Origin of the sequence: Maribacter sp. Asnod1-A12 (assembly GCF_045063735.1) — a bacterium.
In the GTDB taxonomy this organism is placed as follows: Bacteria; Bacteroidota; Bacteroidia; order Flavobacteriales; family Flavobacteriaceae; genus Maribacter.
Genome location: NZ_JBEFNZ010000006.1, coordinates 1,015,813 through 1,039,682, shown reverse-complemented (window position 1 = coordinate 1,039,682; position 23,870 = coordinate 1,015,813). Strand labels below are relative to the sequence as shown.

The window sequence follows — 23,870 nt, the reverse complement described above, 5'->3', positions numbered from 1 at the left end:
AATTATTCGTCTTGCCCACCTTTGCGTTGTGGTGATCTTGGTGTTGGCCATTCTCCTTTTTCACCAGATCTAGGGTTAATACCTAACACTGCTTTTTCACGTGATGTTTTCTCTGGATCTTCACAAGCCATATACGTAAGAATCGCCGTTAGAATAGCGTTGTTACGTACGTCGTCGAATACTATCTTGTCATACGTATCTAGATTGGTGTGCCATGTGTAATTCCAATAATCCCAACTAAGAGAGCTTAAAGAAAAAGCTGGTGCACCAGCAGCAACAAAAGAGGCATAGTCAGAACCACCACGCCCAGGTGATCCCGGGAAGGTAGTTTCTATTTCATTTTTATACGTTTCTGGTACGGCTTCTAACCAACGCCCTAAATAATCATAGGCATGAAGAAAACCTTGTCCCGATAAACGAACAACACGACCGGTACCATTATCTTGATTGAAAACAGCTTGTACGCCAGCTACAATTTCCGGGTGGTCTTCAACAAATGAACGAGAACCGTTTAAACCTTGTTCTTCACTACCCCAATGTCCAATCAATATCGTTCTTTTCGGATTCGGATATACTTTTTTAAGAATTCGAGCAGCTTCTAACATGGTAATTGTGCCAGTACCGTTATCAGTTGCTCCCGTTCCACCATCCCAAGAATCGAAATGAGCAGAAAGAATTACATATTCCTCTGGGAATTCAGTGCCAGGTATGGTGGCTATGGTATTGAATGTTGGTACCACGCCTAGGTCTTTAGATTCCGCTACTATTTTAATCTTAGTATCGGCACCATGTTCAACCATTCTGTACAGCATTCCATAATCCTCTAAAGAAATATCCACTGCAGGAATTTTATCAGTACCTGCACTAAATATTTTGTTAGCGCCAAAACCTTCAGACCATCTGGATTGTGCAATACCAACTGCGCCTGCTTTTTCAAATGCAGCATTGATATTTCTACTCGTGTAGCCTGTATTGTTAATATTCTGTCTCCATATTTTTTCGATAGAATCGCGCTCCGTTTTCATTTTCTCGAAGGATGATTTTGTTGCGTATTCTTCCCAGTTTTCATCTGGTCTACCTGTAGGTTGCAGCATGCTCACCATAACTATTTTCCCTTTAACATTAGGAAGCCATTTTACAAAAGATAAGGAGTCTTTGAAACTTGGCAATGTTATTAAAGATGCGGTAACACCTTTAGAACTTGTACCTGGGTTCCATGCCAATTGTGTAGCGTGAAGCGAAGCTACACGTGGCGATACCAAATCTACGTGCGTGATGCCTCTCTGCCAACCTTTCCAAGTTCCCCATTGTTGGTTTTCGGCAGCAATACCCCATTTTTTATAGGTATTTATTGCCCAGTCATGTGCGGTTTTCATTTCTGGTGTTCCAACCAAACGTGGTCCGTTGAGGTCCATTAATTCGTAAGCTAATTGCTCTAATTGCGAGTTTTCAATGCCTTCTTTTTCAATGGCATTGACAATGTCTTCTGTAGTTTGCGAAATTGCGATGGTAGTGCATAGAAAGTATGCACAAATGAGTAGTCCTTTTTTCATGTTCAAGATAGTTTGTTAGTTGAACTAAGGTACTAATTTAAGGGTAGAAGATTGCTGTTAAAATTTGTCTGATTTTTGAAGGAAGAGAGGTAAGCTTTCCTTAATTAAATACGACCATCCTGCCTCGCCGCTTTCTCTTTTAAATTCTGGAATATGTGTTGGAAAATCTTTTGTGATTTCGCTTGTGAGCGTAAGTAGTGTTTGATGCTCCTTCTCATATAGCTCAAATGTAGAGATGCTTTCTCCTGGGTATTCATCGAAGGTCCAAGTGTAACTAATTCTAGATTTTGGAATAGCGGTCGTTACAATCCAATTATGAGTGAAGTTTCGTCCCCCATTCGTAATTAAAAAGCTAGTTTTAAAAGACATCTCTGGCTTAAAATCAGGAATAGCATTAAAATACCATTGCCGCATATCATCCACATTGGTCAATGCTTTCCATACCTGCTCAATTGATGCATTTAGAAGTTGTTCTATATGTATGGATTGATTGTCTCTCATAAAATGTTATTTAAGCTTATCGTCCAAAGCCAAAATAGTTTGTAATAATACATTAGCACCATTTGCCATGTCAACCGCAGAAGTAAATTCTTTAGGAGAATGACTAATTCCGTTTTTACTTGGTACGAATATCATTCCGGTGGGTGCAATAAGTGCCATGTCTTGGGCATCATGACCCGCGCCACTTGGCATTGATTTGTAACTCAATTCAAGAGATTGAACACTTTTTTCAATTTCAGATTGTATGGTTGAATCCATGATGGCTGGGTCTGCTGTGGTATCTAGTTTGTTAAAAGTGATATCTACGCCAGATTCCTTACTAATTTCTACAGCTCTTTTTTCGATAGCAGTATACATCTCTTCAATAACCTCAGAAGACAAATCTCTAATTTCAAGACTCGTAACTACATAACCTGGAATTACATTAGGTGCTCCTGGTTCTGACTTTATTCTACCAACAGTTGCAACTTGTGAACCATCAAAACTTTTGGCAACCTCATTGACTGCAATGATGAATTTTGAGGCTGCTAATAATGCATCTTTTCTTGCATTCATTGGTGTTGTACCTGCATGGTTGGCAAAACCGTTGAATTCAACATCCCACCATTTAAGTCCCACAATACCTTTTACAATACCAATCTCTAAATTTTCTTTTTCAAGAGTACCACCTTGTTCAATGTGTAGTTCTATAAAGGCAGCAACGTCTCCTTTTTTACGAGCCACTTCTGCTAGTCTGGTGGTATCTCCACCTAATCTCATCATACCTTCGCCAATGGTGTACCCTGTTGAATTTTTAACGCCAAAAGCACTTTTATTCAAATGACCGGCGATTGCTCTACTACCTACAACACCACCTTCTTCATTAGAAAATATGATAATTTCTAAAGGATGTTTGGTTTTGACTTTATTTTCATCAAGCACTTTAAGAACTTCCAAAGAAGCCATACTACCAACACAGCCATCATAATTGCCACCATGCGGAACGCGGTCTATATGTGAGCCAAATGAAATAGGTTTCATATTTGGTTTTGTCCCTTTTCGTATTCCAACTACGTTGCCTGCATAGTCGATATGGGTTTGAATGCCCATGGCTTTTAATTGTTCAATAAACCATTGCTGGGCAGCAACATCGGCATCACTAAAAGCAACACGTTCGGTTTCACCATTTTCTTGAATGCCAAACTGGGCAAGATCTAGAATACGCTTTTCTAATCGGTCTTGATTCACCGAGATTTGAGCGATACCTAATAAAGGACTAATAATTAAAAGTAAAGTAAATATATTCTTATATTTTTTCATGATCCTTTATGGTGAAGTGTTTGTAATACTCTGTAAATATTCCAAAAATAGGTGAACTAAAATTATAGACTATTAGGTGTATACTTTCAATATTTAGAATACACCTAATACTTATGTTTACACTATTTATAGATTAACCTATCCATTCTATTTTTCTATGTGATCCATCACAAAATGGTTTGTTTTCTGAGACTCCACAACGGCAAAAACCCGTAGTTCCTTCTTTTGTGACAATTTCGCCTGAAGCAAGTTGAATTTCTAAATTACCTTTGACTTTTAAAGGTCCATTATTAGCGACAATAATTTGAGTTGCAGTTGTTTCTTTTTCTTCCATTTTAATTTTTTTAGAAATTTTAAGGTAGGAAAAAAATGATTCTGTAGGGTAATCAGGGTAATATGAATTTATAAAAACGGTTATTTGTTTTTATTCTATATTAATTTATCATTTAGTGAGGCTTTAAAACGTAAGGTAAAAGTTGTGCCTTTATTTATTTCGCTTTCGCAAATCATTTCCCCGCCATTCATTTTTACAAAATCTGTTGTAATCATTAAACCAAAGCCAGTGCCTATTTCACCTTTTGTACCTTTTCGTACTTCTGGTTTATTATTGTTCCAATCGGTACTCATACCTTGGCCAAAATCTGTTACGGTTAATTCTATAGAATCATTATTGTATTTTGATGATAATATAACATGTTGGCCTTTTTTACTAAATTTAATAGCATTTGAGGTTAAATTTCTGAGAATAACTTTCAACATATTCTCATCTATAAATATCTTATGACCAGATAACTCAAGTACTATTTCAATGTTTTTATCCTCTGCGAGCCACTTAAATTCTTTAGATATAGAAGTGAAAATAGCATTTAGTTCACAAGTTTTTTTATTAAGGGTAACACCATCTAATTGCTTATAAGACCAATCGAGTAAGGCGTTAACCATAGAGATTCTATCATTGACATCATTTTTTAGCTTGTTGGTAAACTTTTTTAAGGGACCATCTGCAAGTTCAACCTCAATCATTCCCATTATAGTGCCGACGTTATTGAGTGGACCACGTACATCATGTGTAAGTAATGAAAATAGCTTGGTCTTAAGTTTATTAACAGTTTCAAGTTCTTCATTTTTAATTTCAAGTTCCTTCTTTGCTATCTGAAGATTTTTAGTCTGTTTATCAACTTCTACTTTTAACTGTTTATTGGTTTCTATTTGCATTTTTATGTTGTCAACTTCAATAAATTTAAACTTAAAGCTGATTAGAATGGAGAAAAGTATTAATTGTAGAACTACTAATGCTGATGTGATTAATAATGTGTGGTCCGTGTATATATTGAAGTATTTTTTAATCAGCCATGTTCCAATATATAGGGCCGAAGCGATTAGTAAAGGAGTGTAAGCGTATAAATAATATTTGTTGACCTTTTCTTCATTATATAAGCGATATCCTGAAAATATATTAAGAAAAATGCCTGACATAGCCGTTATTGCAGCGATTAATTTTAAAAAATCACTTAGCAGGTTTAAGTTGAATATAAAATTGAGAATACCATGTAAAACCGATAATGAGACGGTAATTACAATTAGTATTTTATAATATCTAGATAACTTTGGGTGATTGCTTTTGCTTATGTTAAGGTAATTTTTCGTGAAATTTAAAAGACCAAAAGTACTAATCATTGCAGTTATTAGAGAGATGTTAACTATAAACTCTAAGGCTTGGTCATTTGTAGCTTTGTATATAAATATATATAGGCTCCAATGTAAGGTTATTCCTAAAATGAGAATGAAATAATAAAGTAAGATCTTATGTCTTAATATGAGAAAAGATATAAGGTGATATATCGCAAAAACACCAAAAATTGCTGTAAAAATAAATATTTCTAAATACTTGAAATCAATAACATTCATAATATAGTATTAGAAATAGTTACAAGTTAAATAGTTGAAATTTCATTTAATTTTAAGGTAATGAAAATTAATCTCTTGTTCATGGTTATTTGGGGTAATTTATAACCATTATGTAAATTTAAGTCGCCTTATGTATAAAATTCTTAATTAATTTACGTGTATTTCTTTTTTTTAAATAAGTACGGATTAGATTATATCATTAATTTATTTTAAGAATTAAAAGTGTTTGCTATATCTTCAAACTTTTGATTAGTATTTATTTTTTTTTAAAACTGATTATATTTATTGGAATGGTAAATTTAGAAGAGCAACTTAAAAACCCGGTTTGGTATTCTTTAAACGAAACACATAAAAAGTTTAGGGTTAAACTTGATGGAGTTCAATTTTATGACCAAGAGGTGTGCACTTTTGGTTCTTTTTTCGATGAAACTAAGACAGTAGAAGCTTCTAATGAATATATAAAAACAATAGATAATTTTTTCTTTGTTTCAGAGAATCAAACGCCTATTGTAGATGAGAGGAATATTCTTTTCGAAAAGAAAATAGAAGGTTGTCAAATGGTTTTAAACGAGTTTTCAGAAGTTTCAATAACTGAAGACATTGTTTTATTAGGTGAAGAATATATCGATATAATATATGATTTAATCTGGTTGGTAATGCCTGGGTATTATCGTAAAAGAACCTTTGAAATGGGTAACTATTACGGAATTTTTAAGGATGGTAAATTGGTTTCATTAACCGGTCAACGAATGCAGACAAATCTTTTTATAGAGGTGAGTGCGGTTGTTACACATCCGGATTATACTAGAAAGGGATTGGCAAAACAACTGATTAGCCATACTACTAAAGAGATTTTAAAAGTGAATAAAACTCCTATTTTACATACGAATAAGGGTAATTTTGCTATTCCACTTTATGAGAAATTAGGTTATAATGTAACTAGAGATATGAACTGGTGGTTGTATTCAAAAAAGTAAAACTCTTCTATGTTTATCTTTTGCAATACTATATTGTTGATGATCAATAGTATAAGCGTTTTTTAACGACTGTATACGATTACAAACGATAGTAAACGTTTACAAACCGATTAAAGTTTTAATGCTGTTCTAGGTTTGCAGTGTCAAGTCGCAATGTCTTGAAAGTAATTTGTTTAACCATAAAATTTATTTAAGATGAATGCATTAAAAAACAAAGTACAATTAATTGGGAATTTAGGTCAAGACCCCGAAATCGTAAACTTAGAAGGTGGAACCAAATTGGCAAAATTCTCTATTGCCACTACCGATAGTTATAAAAATGCTAAAGGCGAAAAAGTAGATGATACCCAATGGCACAATATAGTTGCTTGGGGCAAAACGGCAGAAATCGTTGAAAATTACTTATCGAAAGGTAAGCAAGTTGCTGTAGAAGGTAAACTTATGCATCGTTCTTATGAAACCAAAGAAGGCGAAAAAAGATATATTACCGAAGTAAGGTGTAATGAGTTGTTGATGTTGGGGAAGTAAGTTGATACGTCTTCACGAGGAGGTACGACGAAGTGATCTGTTAGTTTGGTACACGAATTCGGCAGATTGTTTCGTGCCTCGCAAAGACGTTTGGATTGTATTTTCTGAACTTATAGTATCGAATTTTCATGGTAACGTCTTCACGAGGAGGTACGACGAAGTGATCTGTTGGTTTGGAATACGAAATTGACAGATTGCTTCTTGCCTCATAAATATCTAATCCTGTGAAAAGACCTGCTAAAGACATTCTCAAACACTATTTTTGCAAAACATGACAGCAACAGAAAAAGATTTAATACCATTATTAAAAAAACATTTTGGTTACGATTCATTTAAGCCTAATCAATTATCAATAATTGAAGATGCCCTTGATAAAAAAGATGTTTTGGCGATTATGCCAACTGGTGGTGGTAAGTCTCTTTGTTATCAGCTGACCGCTTTAGCTTTAAAAGGAACTGCAATTGTAATTTCACCGTTAATTGCTTTAATGAAGGATCAAGTAGATGTTTTAAAAGCTAACGGAATTGCTGCCGAATACTACAATAGCTCTCAGACCCAAGAAACACAGCAAGAGATTCTAGGAAAATTGGAGAGAGGGGAGTTAAAATTGTTTTATGTGGCTCCAGAGAGTTTGGGTTTTTTCAATAACATTCTTGGGAATTTAAAAATCAGTCTGTTCGCGGTTGATGAGGCTCATTGTATTTCTTCATGGGGGCACGATTTTAGACCTGCATATACTCAGCTCGGAGGATTAAAAAGAAGGTTTCCAAATATACCGGTAATGGCACTTACGGCGACTGCCGATAAAACTACCCAAGACGATATTGCAGATCAATTACAAATTACGTCTGCTGAACGTCACCTGGCATCATTCAATCGACCTAACTTGTATCTTGATGTAAAACCTGCTCAAGACCGAATAAAACATATTCTCGATTTCTTGGATGATCGACCTAATGAAAGCGGAATTATTTACTGCCTAAGTAGAAAAAGTACGGAGTCTATTGCCGAGAAATTGCGTAATGCAGGTTTTAAAGCAAAGGCTTATCATGCAGGAATGTCGTCTGAAGAGCGTTCAAATGTTCAGGAAGAGTTCATTACCGATAAGGTGCCCATTATTGTAGCAACTATTGCCTTTGGTATGGGTATCGATAAGAGTAATGTTCGTTGGGTTATTCATTATAATCTTCCAAAAAATATAGAGGGCTATTACCAAGAAATTGGTCGTGGCGGTCGTGACGGTTTACCTGCCCACGCCTTATTATTTTACAGTTTTGCCGATGTAGCTCAGTTACGTAGATTTATCACAACAAGTGAAAATGCCGATGTTGAATACGCTAAGTTAGAACGTATGCAGCAATTTGCAGAGGCTTTGAGCTGTCGTAGAATCGCTCTACTAAATTATTTTGGAGAGCAGGTAACAGAAGGTTGTGGCAATTGTGATATCTGTAATGCTCCACCTGCTTATTTTGATGCTACATTATTGGCGCAAAAAGTATGCTCTGGCGTTGCTCGGTTAAAAGAGCGAGAACCAATGGGTATGGTTATCGATGTTTTAAGAGGTGCACAGAATGCACAAGTTCTAGAAAAAGGCTATCAGAATATCAAAACATATGGTGCCGTAAAAGATGTCTCTTGGTTAGACCTGCAACAATATGTTATTCAGTTATTGAATCAAGGCTTATTGGATATTAACTTTAGGGAAGGTGCAAGACTTGGTTTAACTGAACAGGCGAAAGAGGTTTTGTTTTCAGGTAAAAAAGTTCAATTAGCGGTCTTACAAAAGGAAACAGAAAAGACAAAGACGGCTGCCAAATCAAAAGTTAAGAAAACTGATTTATTTGAAAAGCTACGGGTGCTTAGACAGCAAATTGCAACGGAACAGAATGTACCAGCTTATGTTGTTTTTGGAGATGCAAGTTTAAAGGATATGGAAGCTAAGCTACCTAAAAATGAGACAGAGTTCATGGAAGTTTCTGGAGTAGGTCAAGCTAAGCTAGAAAAATATGCCGAGGTTTTTCTTAAGGAAATAAAAATGCATATTGGCACTAAAAAATCGAAACGAAAAACCCATGATCAAACTTTTGACCTTTTTAAAGAAGGACTTACAGTTTCTGAAATAGCGACTTCAAGAAACCTCTCTGAAAATACCATATATGGTCATTTGATGAAGAAGCATGAAGAAGGTGAGGATCTCGATTTAAATCAGTTTGTAGACGCTAAGGAAATAGCGGAAATAGAAAAGGCAAAATCAGAACTAACGGAGGTTACAGGTCTAAAAGACTACTTTGATTTTTTTGAGAAAAAAATGCCGTATTGGAAAATCAAATTTGCACTATATATGTTAGATATATAATGTACTAAATTTAAGTGTTTTAAAAAGATGAGTTACCTATCTAAATAAAGAAAACCTTGAATGTTTAAATTTTCTTTACCTAATTCTATTTGATAGAAATAAATGCCTTCGGCTAAACCTGTTTTTCTGCTAATTGCCTGTATATTAGAACTTACATCTCCATTAAATTCATTCGTATAATTTTCTTGTTCAAAAACCTTAAGTCCATTTCTGTCGAAAATCAACATTCGATTATAATCATAATCACTAAGTTCTGGTATGAATAAGAAATCATTTATACCATCACCGTTTGGCGTCACTAAATAATGATACCCTTTGTGGGAAACTGGAGATTTATCCTCTAGAACGCCAAAGGTTAAGGCACTGAATAGATTGGGTGTAAATGTCATTGAAGTAATAAACCCCTCTTCTAGATTTCCGGTAATATCAATAGCACCTAAATTTGTCCACTCTCTCAATTCTTTGTCGAAACCTACTACGGTTAAAGAATTAATGTCAGAAGCCATACTGTGTAGTGAACTTCTTTCGTTCCATCCGATAGTAATCTCTGTAGATGATTCTCCTTCTAAGATCCAATATTCTAAATTGCTAATTCTCGATAATTTTGAGTCTTTTGATGTTATTTGGTTATAGTCTGAAGTAGCATCTTCAAAGAGATATGCACTTTTAAAATTTGATAGTGTTTCTTCGGTACTTATACCAAGAGGTCTTAAATACGTTTCATCACCTATAGGGAATATAAAGCTTTGAACATCTGAAATTGCTACGAATCCGTCTACTTTTGAAAAATCAGATTCTCCATTATAAAATGAGGTAGCACTAAAATATAAATACGAGTTGTTGTTATATTTTTCGGTTATAATATTACCGAATACGAAATTGGTATTATTACTGACCTCGATAGTTCGTTGAAGAAAAATGCCTTCATCATTGTTTATTTCTAAATCATAAAAATTAGGTTGAATAGAACCAGAAATAGAGTTTTGAACATCACCATAAAAACCTGCTAGTCCGATAGTGTTATTAAAGGTCCCATCATTAACAAGAGAGGAGAAAAAACCTAATTTGCCAGATTGATGTATTTTTAGGTCACCAAAATTTCTAATATTTTGAGCTTGTATCGTCGGCATATATGTAATGCTAAGAATAAAAATAAATATAAATTGTTTATTCATTTTAGAAGTCTAGTATGGTAAAATAACATGTTCGGTCAACGTAATTGTCTAAAGGTATTGTACCCCCAAATTCTTCTATAATAGCAATACTGAATGTGGTTAATGTTTGTGATGTAACATAAATATTAATGTTTCCTTGGCTAGACTCTAATACACTTAATTGTATTGGGTAGGTGGTAGTTGATCTTGTAGATGCCATGGTAAATGTATATCTGCCAGTACCATTTTTAACAGCATTACTAATGCCAATGGCCGTGTAGGAGTTAGATGAAGGAATTAATGTACCGTATGCTTTTATTGGATTATTAAAATATGCTCCACCATCAGTGCCAGTTGTGATACTGTTGTTTGCATTTGTACTTACTACATTTACGGTTTGCGTACTTCCATCTTCACTATGATGTGTAATTGCGCCTGTAGTCGTATTTTGTGAAATTGTAGTTTTAGTTTCTAGGCTGGTAATAGGTAGCTCCCTTAAATTTCCATCTGTGTCGGCAGTCACAATATTATCAGTATTTGCACCTGTGGCAAGGGTTCTTATTTTGACATTTCCATTTACATCTAAATTGGAATCAGGACTATCCGTTCCTATTCCTACCCTATTGTCGTCTCCACTTATGACTAGGGTATTGGTATCAAAATTAAGATCAAAATTATTTTGTGTAATTGCCCTGTTATCACTTAAAGTACCATCATATGAATATAGGTTAATATCGTTACTATTGGCTAGTTCAGTTAATGCGCCTTCTACGTTTGTAGCCGTGAAAATACCACCGGTATCATCGATATTCACTTCTTCGGCGTCTTGTATTTCATTTGTGGAACTTAAATCGTTATCTGCGGTTATATGATTGTTGATTAACGTTGTATTTGCAGTAATGTCGTCAGATTCTTCTAAATCTGAAAGATCGGCAGAAAAATTTGTTGAGCCTTCTTCAACTGTTAAATCTGTACCGTTAAAACTAACATCTGTAATGTCATCATCACTTGCGCTAGTCAATTGGTTATCAACATAGGTCTTTACAGCGAGCTCAGTTGGAAATTTCGTGTTTGTCGCATCTGCTAAACTGGTATCCGTAGATTTATTTGCGCTATCTTCTTTTTTGGAAAGTGCATCTAAATTTATTGTCAACCAATTACTACCATCATAAATCTTAGTAAGTTCTGTACTAGTGTCGAACCAGATATCGTTCTGCAAAGGAGTGTCAGGAGCAGTTGCAGCAGTTGTTACAATCGTATTTCTAACTTTTACACGCGTACCCTTTAAATCAATAACCTCTTCTACTTGAGCGAAAATGCTTATTTGTAGAATAAAAATCATTAAAAAGCTTGTTAGACAATATTTGGTATTTATAGTTATAATGGTCAAGTAAGTTTAGATGAAATGTAAAGTTTAGCATAGTAATTATGGGCTCTATGTTGAATGTGCATGCATGAGCCCATATAAAAATTATTTTACGTATTGAACCTCAATAACATCTCCTGCGTACACAGACCAATCATTTGGAACTGTGGTATTTGGAACCAAAGTAACTGTTGAGGTAGCAATAGTATAATCTAAATTTGCAATTAATTTTGCTCCATTTCTATACACCCATACTTGGCTAAATGCCGGTAATACAGGTGAGCCTGTAAGCGCATAGGTAGTTTGACTAGCAGTTGCCGTAAAAGCCTCTTGTCCACTTTGTATTAAATCTGTAGCCAACAATTTTTTGGTTGCACCGGTAGCTTCATCTCTAACTAATATGGTATAACCAGTTCCTGTACCTGCGTCAGATTCTGTGGTAGCATCTGAAGAAGCACTTTCTGTTGAGGTATCTATTAATTCTAAACCGTTTAAACCAAATAACTTTCCATCTATGTCAATAAATGTAGAGTCGGTTAGTACGCCACCTAGCTGCCAGGTTGTAGTAGTTACATTATCGGTTGTGTTCGAAAGCATGGTAATACCATTTTGCGATTGTAGATATTTAATGGTTCCTTTATTGTCGACTACTCTAACTGCACCTGCAGTGGTCGTAGTTCCCGGATTAATATCGCCTTGCTTGGTAACGTCGCCCGTGGTCTGTTGAGCACTAAGTGATGCGCCTAAAAACAATGAACAGACTACCAGTATTTTTTTTGAGTTCATAATATTTAATTTAAAAATTTAAAGAATTTATTTATATTGGTTTATTAGAATATTTGTACGATTCTTATCGTATCATTTTGATAACATGTCGCGCCGCTTTCTAGTTGAATTGTGTTAGCGTTTAGAGTTGTAAAAGCTATTTTTACACCGTTTCTAAATACCTCTATTTTATTATCGTCAATTATAGGAATGGGCGTGGTAAATTGGGTTTGACCGGTACTTGCTGTAATTACTGTTTGTTCTTGATTATGGCCTGTATTAGTTCCTTCACAGAGACTTATCCAACTGGTTCCGTTATAGGAATGAATGCAACCAGTATCTATATTATATACCAAACCACCAGCCAATGGATTTATAGCCATCATTTGATTATTGGTCATACGCGTAAGTACCATGACCTTAGTAGTACTTTCTAATTCTAATATAGAAGTTTCATCAATAGAATTGATATCGTCACCAATTTTTACTTGTGCTATTAGAGTAGAAGTTAGTCCAGAAATTAATAGAAATAAAATGTAAGTTTTAGTTATTTTCATTTATCGAATTATATTCGATACTAAATAACTGATTAATAGATCAGTAGATTAAATAATGTTGTAAAATGTAAGAAAAGACGTATGAAAGCCTATAAATATGTTGTAAGAATAATCTTATAAAAATTTAAATATGAATCTATATTTTATCACTGAATAATTAAGAAATTCTCAATACTGAAGCTTAATTAGAAATTTACGGTAATACCCATTTGACCGGGACCAAAATTGAGGTTCCAACTTACCATTTTCTTTTGGTCATTATACTTTTCATCATACCTTTTATCTAGGTATCTATCAATAGATTCTACGGTAGCTATACTAATGGCAAAAGCAAAAACCATATCACTTAACCAATGTTGACCATCCCAAATACGAGAAATGCCAGGTATGGCACCGACTGTGTAAATACCGGCTTTTACCCACGGATTTTTAAATTGCTTACCAATAGCATATGCATTTGTAAACGCAAGTAAGGCGTGTCCTGAAGGAAATGAGTGAAAATTTCTACTAGAATTAAATGGGTCAAAAGTATCCTTGCCTAATTCTGCTACCGGTCTTGCTCTACCAACTACAGATTTTAATACCTGTTGTAGTAAACCGGCAGATGTCGCAGATGAAATTAGTAAGACCCCGGTTCTTCTTAATTTTTCGTTTTTGGTAATTAATCCTACTGCATAAACACCAGAGGTTGCTATATAATTGTTTGAAGGATTGCCATAGAATTCTCCATAATCTCGAATTACTTGAGGTACACCTTCTCTATTGTTTCTAATAAATCTGGAAGTATCATCATCTGTTAGATAAACTAAAGCTGTACCGCCAACAACAGCACCGAATTGAGCCCATTGATTGCCTTGCCAATGTAGTGGTCTGGTATAAGAATGACCTACTCCTTTAAATATACTTCCAACATCATATTTAAACATATTCCACCTGGTATCTGTAGAATCTTTGCTTTTGTCTTGGGCGTGAAGAGATATACAAAAGGTTATGCCTAAAAGGAGTATTAGTTTATTCATGGCGTAAATTTAAAGTTCTGGTTGTTTATAAAATAATCAAATTAGATCAATGTTTTGCCAAAACGTTTTCAACGACCTTAAAAATATAGATTTTGAGCTATTCTAAAAGTATTGGCATGAGCTTCAACAATAATGTTGATGTCAGGAGAATAACCGCCGCCCATACTACATTGTACGGGTATGTTTAAGTTGTGACATGTAGTCAAAACAAATTCATCCCGCTTTTTGCAACCTTCTAATGTTAGAGCAAGAGTGCCTAATTTGTCACTATCTAAAATGTCAACACCACAGAGGTAAAAGATGAAATCTGGTTTTACCGTATCTATTAGTTTGGGTAAATTTTCTTTTAATATAGAAAGATAGGTGTCATCAGTAGTTCCCTTTGACAAAGGAATATCTAAGTCCGACTTTTCTTTTTTAAACGGATAATTACTTTCGCCATGCATAGAGAATGTAAATACTGCATCATTTTTTTCAAATATTTCTGCAGTTCCGTTTCCTTGATGTACATCTAAATCTACAATGAGAATCTTTGTCGCAAGACCTTTGCTTAATAAGTATTTAGCGCCAATTGCTTGGTCGTTCAACATACAAAATGCTTCACCATGATCGCTATAGGCATGATGAGTTCCGCCGGCAATGTTCATGGCAATTCCATATTCTAAGGCATAATCGCATCCTTTTATCGTTCCATAGGCAATAATACGTTCTCGCTCTACTAAATCTTCTGAGAGGGGAAAGCCTATTTTACGAGCCATTTTGGGCGAAATCATCATATTCAACAAATCATAGAAATACTCAGGGTCGTGAACAGCTACAATATGTTTGTCATTTGGTATTTCTGGCTCAAAGAAATTCTCTTCTGTACAGGTTCCTTCATGAATTAATTGCTGTGGTAATAGCTCATATTTCATCATAGGGAAACGATGCCCCTCTGGTAGCGGATGTTTATATATAGGATGATTTGCTATTTTCAGCATCAGTTCAATTATTTATGCAACTTTAATTGAATACGTTTTCTCGCAACATCCACATCTAAAACTTTTACAATAATCTGCTGATGTAAATGCACATGTTCATTTACATCTTTTACAAAAGAATCTGATAAGTTAGAAACATGTATTAAACCACTTTCTTTAATGCCTATATCTACAAAACAACCGAAGTTGGTAATGTTATTTACAATGCCTGGCAGCAATTGTCCGCTATGTAAATCAGTAATAGATTTTATGGTTTGATCAAAGGTGAACACTTTTGCTTTCTCACGACGGTCTAATCCTGGTTTTTCAAGCTCAGAACGAATATCTTCTAAAGTAGGTAGCCCAACATTATTGGTGCAATATTTTTGAAGATCAATTTCTTTGAGTAACGTTTTATTTCCTATCAATGATAGAATTTCTGTTCCCTTATCTTTCGCCATCTGCTTGATTATTCCATAACTTTCTGGGTGTACGGCAGAATCGTCTAGCGGATTTTTAGCATCTTTAATACGTAAAAAAGCTGCACCTTGTTCAAATGCCTTACCGCCTAATCTAGGGACATCCTTTATGTCTTTTCTGCTTTTAAACGCTCCTTTTTCTTTTCGTTGGGTAACAATATTCTCGGCTAATTTAGGACCAATACCAGATACATAACTCAATAAAGGAATGCTAGCTGTATTGATGTTCACGCCCACAGAATTCACACAACTTTCAACAACCGTATCTAACGAAGTCTTTAGTTTACCCTGGTCCACATCATGTTGATATTGCCCAACACCAATAGATTTTGGGTCTATTTTTACGAGTTCGGCAAGTGGATCAGCCAAACGCCTGCCAATAGAAACGGCACCACGTACGGTAACATCATAATTTGGGAATTCATCTCTTGCAATTTTAGAGGCGGAATAAATAGAGGCACCGGCTTCACTGACTACGAATACTTCAACAGGATTGTTAAAAATCACTTTTTTCACAACCTGTTCTGTTTCCCTTGATGCCGTACCGTTACCAATGGCTATGGCTTCTATCTTATAGGCATTTGCCAATGAACTTAATTTCTTTATCGCCCCAGAAACATCATTTTGTGGTGCATGCGGATAAATTGTTTCATTATGTACTAAATTGCCTTGTGCATCTAAGCAAACCACCTTGCAGCCAGTTCTAAAACCTGGATCTATGGCAAGAATACGTTTTTCGCCTAGAGGTGCGCCTAGTAATAATTGTCTTAGATTATTAGAGAAAACAGCAATAGCTTCATCATCCGCTTTTTCTTTTGCTCCCTTGAGCAATTCGTTCGATAGGGAAGGAAACAACAATCTTTTATAGGCATCTGAGAGGGCTAGTTCAATTTGCTGTCCACAGGCATTGTTTGTTTTTATGATTCTATTTTCAATTCTATCTAATAAACGTTCATCATCCAACTCAATTTTAACCCTTATGAATTTTTCAGTTTCGGCACGTAAAATGGCAAGTAATCGGTGAGACGGACATTTATTTAAAGGTTCGCTCCAATCAAAATAATCTCTGAATTTCTGAGCCTTTTCATCATCTTTTTTAGTGCCTATTACTTTGGTGCTAATAATAGCAAATCTTGCTAATTGAGATCTTATAGAACTTCTTATATCTGTACGTTCATTAATCCATTCAGAAATAATGTGTCGAGCACCTTCTAAAGCATCATCTTCGTTTTCTATGGTTGCATTGAGATATTTGGATGCTGTGAAATCAATATTGTCATCACGTTGCGCCATTATGATTTTTGCTAAAGGCTCTAATCCGTTTTTACGCGCTACTTCAGCTTTGGTTTTTTTACTCTTTTTAAATGGGAGGTATAGATCTTCTAACTGGGTGAGATCTTCAGCCTTTTTAAATTTCTGTTTCAACTCAGCAGTTAATACACCTTGTTCATCTACAGCCTTTATAATTGCTTTTTTACGCTTATCAAGAGCTTCATACTGTTCTTTAAATTGAACTATTGCACCAACTTGTACTTCATCTAAATTGCCCGTACGTTCTTTACGATACCTAGAAATAAAAGGTATGGTACAGTCGGTATTTAAAAGCTCAATAGTATTTTGAATTCCCTTCTCTGGCAGTTGGGTGTGTTTTAGTATATAAGGGAGTAATTGCATGTAAAATCGTTTAGAACTTTTAAAAATACCCATTATTAGGTATTGAAATCAAGCTGATCTAGGTATTTATTTGTCAATAATATTCCCTCCTAATAATTCTCCCCCGGTTCGCATTTAAAAATAGCACAGTTATGATGGAATAACTGATTCTATATATTATTAATCATTAACCAAAACTAAACCATTATGAAAGTAAAAGTATTTACAATTTTTTGTGCATTGTTGTTGACCATGGGATGCAACAAAGACGATGACACAATTGAAGAAACACAAGTAGAAAAACCAGAAGAGCAAGAGCTGCCAAATGAACCCACTTCAGTTACGGTTCTAACCGGTAAATTTATTGATGGCGCAGTACAAGGACTAACTTTTGAAACTGCAACCCAAGAAGGAGTTACTAATGCAGATGGAGAATTTAATTATGTTATAGGTGAAGAAATCACCTTTAAGGTAGGTGAAGTAGTATTAGGTTCTGTAATTGCAAAAGAGGAAATTACACCGATAGATATTGCTCAAGTGGCTGATGCAAATGCAAGTATTGAAAGCCGAATAGCTAAAAATATAGCAGCTTTTTTACAAACATTAGATGATGATCAAGATCATACCAACGGTATTAATTTAACTACAGATGTCATCGCTGCATTGGGCGTACAGAGCATAGATTTTTCTAGTAGTATTTCATCTACTCTTGCAGATATAGTCATTAATGTTTCTCAACAAACGGGTGCTTATTTAGAGATTGTTTATCCTGAAACTGCTACAGTAAATATGGCTGCTGCGTTAGAATTTGAATATACTGAACAAGAGAATTTGGCATTAACACATTTATTGCCGCTACTTGAGTCTTTATACGCCGCCGATGTGCCAAAATCTGCTGTTTATAAGAATTCTTTTAATGCGGATGGAACATTACTTTCTACAAATATTGTTTTAAGATATTCGGGGCGCATTTTGCATGAACTTACTTTTTCAAATTACAATAATTTAGGTTTACCTTCAACACTTACTAAAATAGATGTAAGTCCGAGATTGTTAGGGGGTACATATGGATATCCAATTAGTTCATACTCTAATTCTTTTGATTTAATTTATAACTCAACTAATCAAATAGAACAACTTGTTTATAGAAATAGTGCGTCAGATACACAACATTTTATTCAAATTTCTGAATGGAATGAAGAAAATAAAGCTTTGTCTTATGTAGAAAATATTACTCAAGAAACAAATGTTTATAGTCGAGAAAAAACTTGTATAAACACCTATGTAGAAGGAAAACTTAAATCTCAATCGATTAATGATATTTCTCAGACTAATGACGTTGAAGGACAGTATAATTCTAATAATAATTATACGTCAACTACTAATTTTCAATATAACGAGAAACAAAATTTTTCGGAAATCAGTATTACCTCTAGTAGCGAGTATTCATCACAATATCAAGATGATTTGCCATATGAGAATGTCTCTAGTTCTACTCAAATTTGGGCATTAGACTATAGTGATGCCAATAAACTTACCGAATTGAATATTCAAAGCAATACAGTAGGTCAAGATTATATTTCTTCATTCGAAAACAATTTTGTGTTCGATGAAAATGAGTTGGTAGTTGCCAATACTTTTACAACAGGTGATGGTTTTCAGCAAGTGCGAACCTTACTAGGAGGATATTTACTTACTTCTGAAAGTTTTGATAATGGTTTATTAACTTTTAGTACTACCTATGAGTCTGATGGCTCTTATGTCCAAATGATCAATCAGTACAATGACAATTCGGAAATTATTTTTTCATATGCTAATAACTGGGTCATACTTCCAACTGGACATTATGTTATTCAAAAAACTGAATATTTTGACGCTAACGGGGTTTTAACTGACTATTATAGTTATGAATTTCATGAAAATGGAGTTGTAAAAGAAACACGTTCATACGATGCTTTTGATGAACTCAATTGGGTTGATTATTATGACGAAAATGGTTATTGGATAAAAACAGAGTATTTTTATTTAGGTGCAGTTGACTATACGTATCTCTATGAAAATGATGAAAATGGAAATAGGTTAAGTGCAGAAGGATATGATTTAAATGGAATTTTATCTGTAGCATTTTACTATAATGATTTAGGTTATGTTTCTTATGAAGAGTATTATGTTCAAGGAGTTCTAGAGGAATATTACCATTATAACTATGAGAACAATATTCTAATAACCGTTGATGGTTATTTGGCAAATGGTCAGTTATATTTAATTGAGTATTATGAAGATGGTATTTATATAAGATCTGAGTTTTTTGATGCAGACGGTAACCTTACAAACACATCTACCGGCAAGTCATTTAGCGTTCAAGCAAATAGACGTTTAGCATCTTTAAAATTAGACGCTGCTAAAAGGTTGCATGATGCTTACGAATCTAAATCGGTTAAACGTATCATTAAGTCTAAATATGCTCTTAAAGACAAGCGCATGCTAGAACAGTATTAAACGATGACATAATATGATAAAATAAAAAGCCTGGGTAAATATTCACCCAGGCTTTTTAAATGTATGAAAATTGTTATTCTAATTTATCCCTTCACCATTACCAACGCTATCCTCATCTGGATTAACAAATACTAGTTTTCCATCGGCATTTTCTGTCATTAGAATCATGCCTTCACTATCAACACCACGTAATGCTCTTGGTGCTAGGTTGACCAATACGGTTACTTTCTTACCTACAATGTTTTCTGGTTTAAAGCTTTCTGCAATACCAGAAACAATAGTTCTAACATCTAAACCTGTATCTACTTTTAAAACTAAAAGTTTTTTGGCTTTTGCCATTTTTTCAGCTTCGATAATAGTACCTACACGCATATCCAATTTAGAAAAATCATCGAATGTAATGGTATCTTTTTGTGGCATTACTTGTTTGTTTTCGTATTCGTTAGCTTTTTTGGTCGCCTCTAATTTGTCTAGTTGAGCTTGAATTTCACTATCCTCAATCTTTCTAAAGAGTAATTCTGCTTGATTGATTTGATGGTCTGCATCAAGTAAATCTTCTTTTGAAGAAACATTATCCCAATTTAGGTTTACATCTATATTTAAAATAGTTTTTAGTTTATTAGATGTAAATGGTAAAAATGGCTCGCTTAAAACCGCTAATCCTGCTGCTATTTGTAGTGCAACATTCATAATGGTTTTTACGCGTTCTTCATCAACCTTGATGACCTTCCAAGGTTCGGCATCGGCTAAGTACTTATTGCCTAATCGCGCTAAGTTCATTAATTCTTGACCTGCTTCTCTAAAGCGGTAACGCTCAATAGAACTTGAAATGATTCCTGGATATTTTGATAATTGTTCAAGTGTCTCCGTATCAACATCGGTTAGGCTTCCTGCAGCTGGTACTTTACCATCGTAATATTTATTGGTCAATACTACCACTCGGTTAATGAAATTACCTAAAATGGCTACTAATTCGTTGTTGTTACGAGCCTGAAAATCTTTCCAAGTAAAATCGTTATCCTTTGTTTCTGGTGCGTTTGCTGTTAACGTGTAACGTAACGAATCTTGCATTTCAGGAAAATCGACTAAGTATTCATGTAACCAAACTGCCCAATTTTTAGAGGTAGAAAGTTTGTTTCCTTCTAAATTCAAGAATTCATTTGCCGGTACATTTTCCGGTAAAATATAGCTTCCTTCCGCTTTCAGCATAGACGGGAAAATAATACAGTGAAAAACAATATTATCTTTTCCTATAAAGTGGACTAGTTTGGTGTCTTTATCTTTCCAATAAGGCTCCCAATCTTTTCCTTCTCGTGCGGCCCATTCTTTGGTAGAGGAGATATATCCAATAGGTGCATCAAACCAAACATATAAAACTTTGCCTTCTCCACCTTCTACAGGTACGGGTATGCCCCAATCTAAATCTCTGGTTACCGCTCTTGGCTCTAATCCGCCATCGATCCATGACTTACATTGCCCGTAAACATTAGGTTTCCAGTCGTTTTTATGTCCTTTTAATATCCATTCTCTTAGAAAATCTTCATATCTGTCTAGAGGTAAAAACCAGTGTTTGGTTTCTTTGGTAGTTGGTATAGTACCTGTGATTGTTGATTTCGGATTAATTAAATCCGTCGCATTTAAACTAGACCCGCAATTTTCACATTGATCACCGTATGCCTCTTCATTACCACATTTTGGGCAAGTACCTATTACAAAGCGATCTGCCAAAAATTGCAGTGCTTCTTCATCATATAATTGAGCTGTAGTTTCTTCAATAAAATCTCCTTTTTCATAAAGATTTATAAAGAATTCTGATGCGGTGTCATGATGTACCTGCGCAGAGGTTCTTGAATAATTATCGAACGTAATACCGAAATCGACAAAAGATTGCTTAATAATCGCATGGTATTTATCAATTATATCTTTAGGTGTTACCCCTTCTTTTTTAGCCTTCATTGATATGGCAACACCATGTTCGTCGCTACCACAAACAAAAGCAACGTCTTTACCTGTTAATCTTAAGTAACGAGCATAAATATCTGCTGGAACATATACGCCGGCCAAATGACCAATATGTATTGGACCATTTGTGTATGGTAATGCTGCAGTAATCGTATATCTAGAGGGTGTTTTAATATCGGACATCAAAATAAATTAGGCTGCAAAAATACAGAATTTGACGGGAGAATTACTAATTACTTCGCAATTGTGGTCTTGTAGAAAAGTGAATTTGTTTCGGTTTTTTTAGAAATGAAGCTTAAAGTTAAATTACAGCTGAAAAAATATAATAAAACGCATCCATTTTAGTTCTATTGTAAGAAAAAACTTATTTATTAACTAAAACATATAAGATATGGGTGTTGGTAATTCTAAAAAAATTATGTTGGATAATGGTCTGGATGAGATAGAAAAGGCTATAGAAAAAGCTAGTACTAATAAAGAAGATGTCGTTAGACTTTTTAAAGATAAGAACCATAGGGTTAAAAAAGAGCTGCGGTTCGAATCTAAAATGAACAATACTAAATTAACATAAATAAAAAGCCCTATTCATTATCAATGAATGGGGCTTTTTACATAGTGGGAAACCAATTAGACTACCATTACAGATTTACTCATTTTTTGATTCTGTACATTGATACGATAAATGTACTTTCCTGTAGATAGTTGTTCGGGCATGCGCTCTCGTATATTTATTTCGGTAGAACCCTCAAACATCATTTCGTTAAAAACGGTGCCTACTTTCTGCCCGAGTATATTAAAAAGTTCAATATCTACATGTGCCGAAAATGGCATTTCTAAATAGATATGTGGTGTACTATCCGTTGGGTAAAATGGTTTATGAACAACGGCATTTATTAAGTCTGGGTTAAACGGAGTTTCAGCTTCTTCATCTGGGTATACTGGTGGAGTAACTTCACCGTCGCTATATACGATATCGGGGAAAGCTTCACCGCTACAACTAAAGCCTAAATCTACCGGCACATATGGTTTATAGTTTAGTAAGTGAGCTTCTACCAAAGGAATGTCAACACATAGCCATTCTGCAAGTACAGTAGCATAAAGGTCTCTAAAATCCATCGTGTATTCTAAATTACCTCTACCATCTGGGTCGTCTAACGTTGGGTGGTCACCAACAAAGGCGCTACCATTTAGACCAGATCCGAAGAATAAGGTCGGTGTAGCTTTACCATGGTCGGTACCATTAGAACCGTTTTCGAAAATACGTCTTCCAAATTCAGAAAAAGTCATGCTAAGAACCTTGTCATCTTGCTGCGTAAATGCAATATCTTCATAGAAATTATTTACTGCTATCGAGAGATTGGTCATCAATTCAGCATGAGTTTGAGGTTGATTACCGTGCGTATCAAAACCGCTCATAGAAATCATATATACCTTTGTACCCAAATTACCTTTTATCAATCTAGCTATAAGGGCCAGTTGACGGGCGAAGCTATTATCTTGATATTCTACTTGGTTTTCTCCACGCGTGTAGGCATCGTGTATTGTACCAGAATATTCATATGTAGTATTTGCAACTCCCCTTAAAAACTTAAGTTGATCGCCATACATACAATCATTGAATAGGGTGTCGTCTAAACCATATACTACACCAGATTCTGCGATTTCTTCTAGCTGATCAACATTAGAAGTTACAAAAGCATAGTTGGTCTCATCGCCTTGAAATACTAAGCTGCCGAATTGGCCAATTTGTATAGCCGCTGGTGCTTCTGGCGGATTGATTAAATAATCGGGATAAATGTTTTCAAAATGTCTACCCATCCAACCAGTGTTTAAACCACTGAAACCTGTAGTTTCTATATCTGTATTTGCAAATATATCTGAACCCGTAAAGTGTGATAAACTTTGACCTTCGTACCCTACTCCGTGTACGGCCTTAAATTGACCTTGGTCCCACATTGGTGCCAACGAGTTCATATAAGATGGTACACCGAATTCATCGGTCAGTTTTAAAACTTTACTTTCAGGTATATAGATATTCGGTCTTGCATTGGCATAACTATCATATTGTTCTATAGGTATTACGGTACTCAAGCCATCATTACCACCTGAAAGGCGAATAAGTATTAAAATATTATCTGTTTCAGCTGCTGATATACCAGCCGATAATGGCGATGGTGCAGAAGCTGATAACATATTTGCACCTAACATCATTGAGCCTGACCCAGCAATGCCCATTGCTTGTAAAAAAGAGCGTCTGCTCCATGTTTTGTGTTCTTCATCATGGCCTTCGTGTTGCAGACCTTTAAATGGTGAGTGGTGTGTGTTGCACATAAGA

Annotated in this window: 19 protein-coding genes; 5 read left to right on the top strand and 14 right to left on the bottom strand. The window is 34.9% G+C overall.

Annotated elements, in window-relative coordinates; genetic code table 11:
* Positions 1-2: 2 nt before the first annotated feature.
* The 5 genes from ACJJVP_RS04290 to ACJJVP_RS04270 all read right to left on the bottom strand — a co-directional run bounded on the left by ACJJVP_RS04290 (position 3) and on the right by ACJJVP_RS04270 (position 5,261).
* The gene (locus ACJJVP_RS04290; RefSeq protein WP_405411041.1) at positions 3-1,553 is read right to left on the bottom strand and encodes a M20/M25/M40 family metallo-hydrolase; all 1,551 of its coding nucleotides are present in this window, start codon (positions 1,551-1,553) and stop codon (positions 3-5) included.
* Between the two features lie 57 nt (positions 1,554-1,610).
* Positions 1,611-2,054, bottom strand: a complete 444-nt coding sequence (locus ACJJVP_RS04285; RefSeq protein ID WP_405411039.1) for an SRPBCC domain-containing protein — start codon at positions 2,052-2,054, stop codon at positions 1,611-1,613.
* Between the two features lie 6 nt (positions 2,055-2,060).
* Positions 2,061-3,353 (bottom strand): Zn-dependent hydrolase, encoded by a 1,293-nt coding sequence (locus tag ACJJVP_RS04280; RefSeq protein ID WP_405411037.1) that lies wholly within the window; start codon positions 3,351-3,353, stop codon positions 2,061-2,063.
* A gap of 133 nt (positions 3,354-3,486) precedes the next feature.
* Positions 3,487-3,687 (bottom strand): CDGSH iron-sulfur domain-containing protein, encoded by a 201-nt coding sequence (locus ACJJVP_RS04275; protein WP_405411034.1) that lies wholly within the window; start codon positions 3,685-3,687, stop codon positions 3,487-3,489.
* A gap of 95 nt (positions 3,688-3,782) precedes the next feature.
* Entirely contained in the window at positions 3,783-5,261 is a 1,479-nt protein-coding gene (locus ACJJVP_RS04270; RefSeq protein WP_405411032.1) for a sensor histidine kinase, read from the bottom strand.
* A gap of 290 nt (positions 5,262-5,551) precedes the next feature.
* On the opposite strand from ACJJVP_RS04270, the gene ACJJVP_RS04265 reads away from it, so the two are divergent.
* The 3 genes from ACJJVP_RS04265 (at position 5,552) to recQ (ending at position 9,122) form a co-directional block, all read left to right on the top strand.
* Positions 5,552-6,238 (top strand): GNAT family N-acetyltransferase, encoded by a 687-nt coding sequence (locus ACJJVP_RS04265; protein ID WP_405411031.1) that lies wholly within the window; start codon positions 5,552-5,554, stop codon positions 6,236-6,238.
* A 195-nt stretch (positions 6,239-6,433) separates the two neighbouring features.
* The gene (locus tag ACJJVP_RS04260) at positions 6,434-6,766 is read left to right on the top strand and encodes a single-stranded DNA-binding protein (protein WP_405411028.1); all 333 of its coding nucleotides are present in this window, start codon (positions 6,434-6,436) and stop codon (positions 6,764-6,766) included.
* Positions 6,767-7,037: 271 nt separating this feature from the next.
* Positions 7,038-9,122: a DNA helicase RecQ gene (gene recQ, locus ACJJVP_RS04255; RefSeq protein WP_405411025.1), complete on the top strand. Its 2,085-nt coding sequence runs from the start codon at positions 7,038-7,040 to the stop codon at positions 9,120-9,122.
* A 32-nt stretch (positions 9,123-9,154) separates the two neighbouring features.
* Here recQ and ACJJVP_RS04250 read toward each other — a convergent pair whose 3' ends face one another.
* The 7 genes from ACJJVP_RS04250 to ACJJVP_RS04220 form a co-directional block, all read right to left on the bottom strand.
* Positions 9,155-10,252 carry a gliding motility-associated C-terminal domain-containing protein gene (locus tag ACJJVP_RS04250; protein ID WP_405411024.1) on the bottom strand — a complete coding sequence of 366 codons (1,098 nt, stop codon included), beginning with the start codon at positions 10,250-10,252 and terminating at the stop codon, positions 9,155-9,157.
* A 46-nt stretch (positions 10,253-10,298) separates the two neighbouring features.
* On the bottom strand, positions 10,299-11,618 hold the full coding sequence (locus ACJJVP_RS04245) for a hypothetical protein (RefSeq protein ID WP_405411022.1): 1,320 nt from the start codon (positions 11,616-11,618) through the stop codon (positions 10,299-10,301).
* Positions 11,619-11,747: 129 nt separating this feature from the next.
* Positions 11,748-12,428, bottom strand: a complete 681-nt coding sequence (locus ACJJVP_RS04240) for a hypothetical protein (protein WP_405411020.1) — start codon at positions 12,426-12,428, stop codon at positions 11,748-11,750.
* A gap of 44 nt (positions 12,429-12,472) precedes the next feature.
* A complete protein-coding gene (locus tag ACJJVP_RS04235) occupies positions 12,473-12,964 on the bottom strand; it encodes a hypothetical protein (RefSeq protein WP_405411017.1) in 492 nt (163 codons plus the stop codon).
* 185 nt (positions 12,965-13,149) lie between these two features.
* The gene (locus ACJJVP_RS04230) at positions 13,150-13,983 is read right to left on the bottom strand and encodes a phosphatase PAP2 family protein (RefSeq protein ID WP_405411015.1); all 834 of its coding nucleotides are present in this window, start codon (positions 13,981-13,983) and stop codon (positions 13,150-13,152) included.
* A 77-nt stretch (positions 13,984-14,060) separates the two neighbouring features.
* The gene (locus ACJJVP_RS04225) at positions 14,061-14,963 is read right to left on the bottom strand and encodes a histone deacetylase (RefSeq protein WP_405411013.1); all 903 of its coding nucleotides are present in this window, start codon (positions 14,961-14,963) and stop codon (positions 14,061-14,063) included.
* 8 nt (positions 14,964-14,971) lie between these two features.
* Positions 14,972-17,095, bottom strand: a complete 2,124-nt coding sequence (locus ACJJVP_RS04220) for a Tex family protein (protein ID WP_405411010.1) — start codon at positions 17,093-17,095, stop codon at positions 14,972-14,974.
* A 186-nt stretch (positions 17,096-17,281) separates the two neighbouring features.
* Here ACJJVP_RS04220 and ACJJVP_RS04215 point away from each other — a divergent pair, with 186 nt between their 5' ends.
* Positions 17,282-19,573 carry a hypothetical protein gene (locus tag ACJJVP_RS04215; RefSeq protein ID WP_405411009.1) on the top strand — a complete coding sequence of 764 codons (2,292 nt, stop codon included), beginning with the start codon at positions 17,282-17,284 and terminating at the stop codon, positions 19,571-19,573.
* A 78-nt stretch (positions 19,574-19,651) separates the two neighbouring features.
* Here ACJJVP_RS04215 and metG read toward each other — a convergent pair whose 3' ends face one another.
* Complete coding sequence (metG, locus tag ACJJVP_RS04210) at positions 19,652-21,718, bottom strand: methionine--tRNA ligase (RefSeq protein WP_405411008.1); 2,067 nt, start codon at positions 21,716-21,718, stop codon at positions 19,652-19,654.
* Positions 21,719-21,926: 208 nt separating this feature from the next.
* Between metG and ACJJVP_RS04205 the strand changes: the two genes are divergently transcribed.
* Positions 21,927-22,106 carry a hypothetical protein gene (locus ACJJVP_RS04205; RefSeq protein ID WP_405411007.1) on the top strand — a complete coding sequence of 60 codons (180 nt, stop codon included), beginning with the start codon at positions 21,927-21,929 and terminating at the stop codon, positions 22,104-22,106.
* A gap of 56 nt (positions 22,107-22,162) precedes the next feature.
* Here the strand turns inward: ACJJVP_RS04205 and ACJJVP_RS04200 are convergent, their stop codons facing one another.
* Complete coding sequence (locus ACJJVP_RS04200; RefSeq protein ID WP_405411005.1) at positions 22,163-23,866, bottom strand: DUF1501 domain-containing protein; 1,704 nt, start codon at positions 23,864-23,866, stop codon at positions 22,163-22,165.
* Positions 23,867-23,870 lie beyond the last annotated feature (4 nt).

Bases quoted from the DNA above. Each gene is read 5' to 3' on its own strand.
- ACJJVP_RS04225 (WP_405411013.1), bottom strand. From the start codon at position 14,963: ATGCTGAAAATAGCAAATCATCCTATATATAAACATCCGCTACCAGAG.
- ACJJVP_RS04280 (WP_405411037.1), bottom strand. From the start codon at position 3,353: ATGAAAAAATATAAGAATATATTTACTTTACTTTTAATTATTAGTCCT.
- ACJJVP_RS04220 (WP_405411010.1), bottom strand. From the start codon at position 17,095: ATGCAATTACTCCCTTATATACTAAAACACACCCAACTGCCAGAGAAG.
- ACJJVP_RS04235 (WP_405411017.1), bottom strand. From the start codon at position 12,964: ATGAAAATAACTAAAACTTACATTTTATTTCTATTAATTTCTGGACTA.
- ACJJVP_RS04230 (WP_405411015.1), bottom strand. From the start codon at position 13,983: ATGAATAAACTAATACTCCTTTTAGGCATAACCTTTTGTATATCTCTT.
- ACJJVP_RS04285 (WP_405411039.1), bottom strand. From the start codon at position 2,054: ATGAGAGACAATCAATCCATACATATAGAACAACTTCTAAATGCATCA.
- ACJJVP_RS04270 (WP_405411032.1), bottom strand. From the start codon at position 5,261: ATGAATGTTATTGATTTCAAGTATTTAGAAATATTTATTTTTACAGCA.
- ACJJVP_RS04250 (WP_405411024.1), bottom strand. From the start codon at position 10,252: ATGCCGACGATACAAGCTCAAAATATTAGAAATTTTGGTGACCTAAAA.
- ACJJVP_RS04275 (WP_405411034.1), bottom strand. From the start codon at position 3,687: ATGGAAGAAAAAGAAACAACTGCAACTCAAATTATTGTCGCTAATAAT.
- ACJJVP_RS04245 (WP_405411022.1), bottom strand. From the start codon at position 11,618: ATGATTTTTATTCTACAAATAAGCATTTTCGCTCAAGTAGAAGAGGTT.
- ACJJVP_RS04290 (WP_405411041.1), bottom strand. From the start codon at position 1,553: ATGAAAAAAGGACTACTCATTTGTGCATACTTTCTATGCACTACCATC.
- recQ (WP_405411025.1), top strand. From the start codon at position 7,038: ATGACAGCAACAGAAAAAGATTTAATACCATTATTAAAAAAACATTTT.
- ACJJVP_RS04205 (WP_405411007.1), top strand. From the start codon at position 21,927: ATGGGTGTTGGTAATTCTAAAAAAATTATGTTGGATAATGGTCTGGAT.
- ACJJVP_RS04265 (WP_405411031.1), top strand. From the start codon at position 5,552: ATGGTAAATTTAGAAGAGCAACTTAAAAACCCGGTTTGGTATTCTTTA.
- metG (WP_405411008.1), bottom strand. From the start codon at position 21,718: ATGTCCGATATTAAAACACCCTCTAGATATACGATTACTGCAGCATTA.
- ACJJVP_RS04215 (WP_405411009.1), top strand. From the start codon at position 17,282: ATGAAAGTAAAAGTATTTACAATTTTTTGTGCATTGTTGTTGACCATG.
- ACJJVP_RS04260 (WP_405411028.1), top strand. From the start codon at position 6,434: ATGAATGCATTAAAAAACAAAGTACAATTAATTGGGAATTTAGGTCAA.
- ACJJVP_RS04240 (WP_405411020.1), bottom strand. From the start codon at position 12,428: ATGAACTCAAAAAAAATACTGGTAGTCTGTTCATTGTTTTTAGGCGCA.
- ACJJVP_RS04200 (WP_405411005.1), bottom strand. From the start codon at position 23,866: ATGTGCAACACACACCACTCACCATTTAAAGGTCTGCAACACGAAGGC.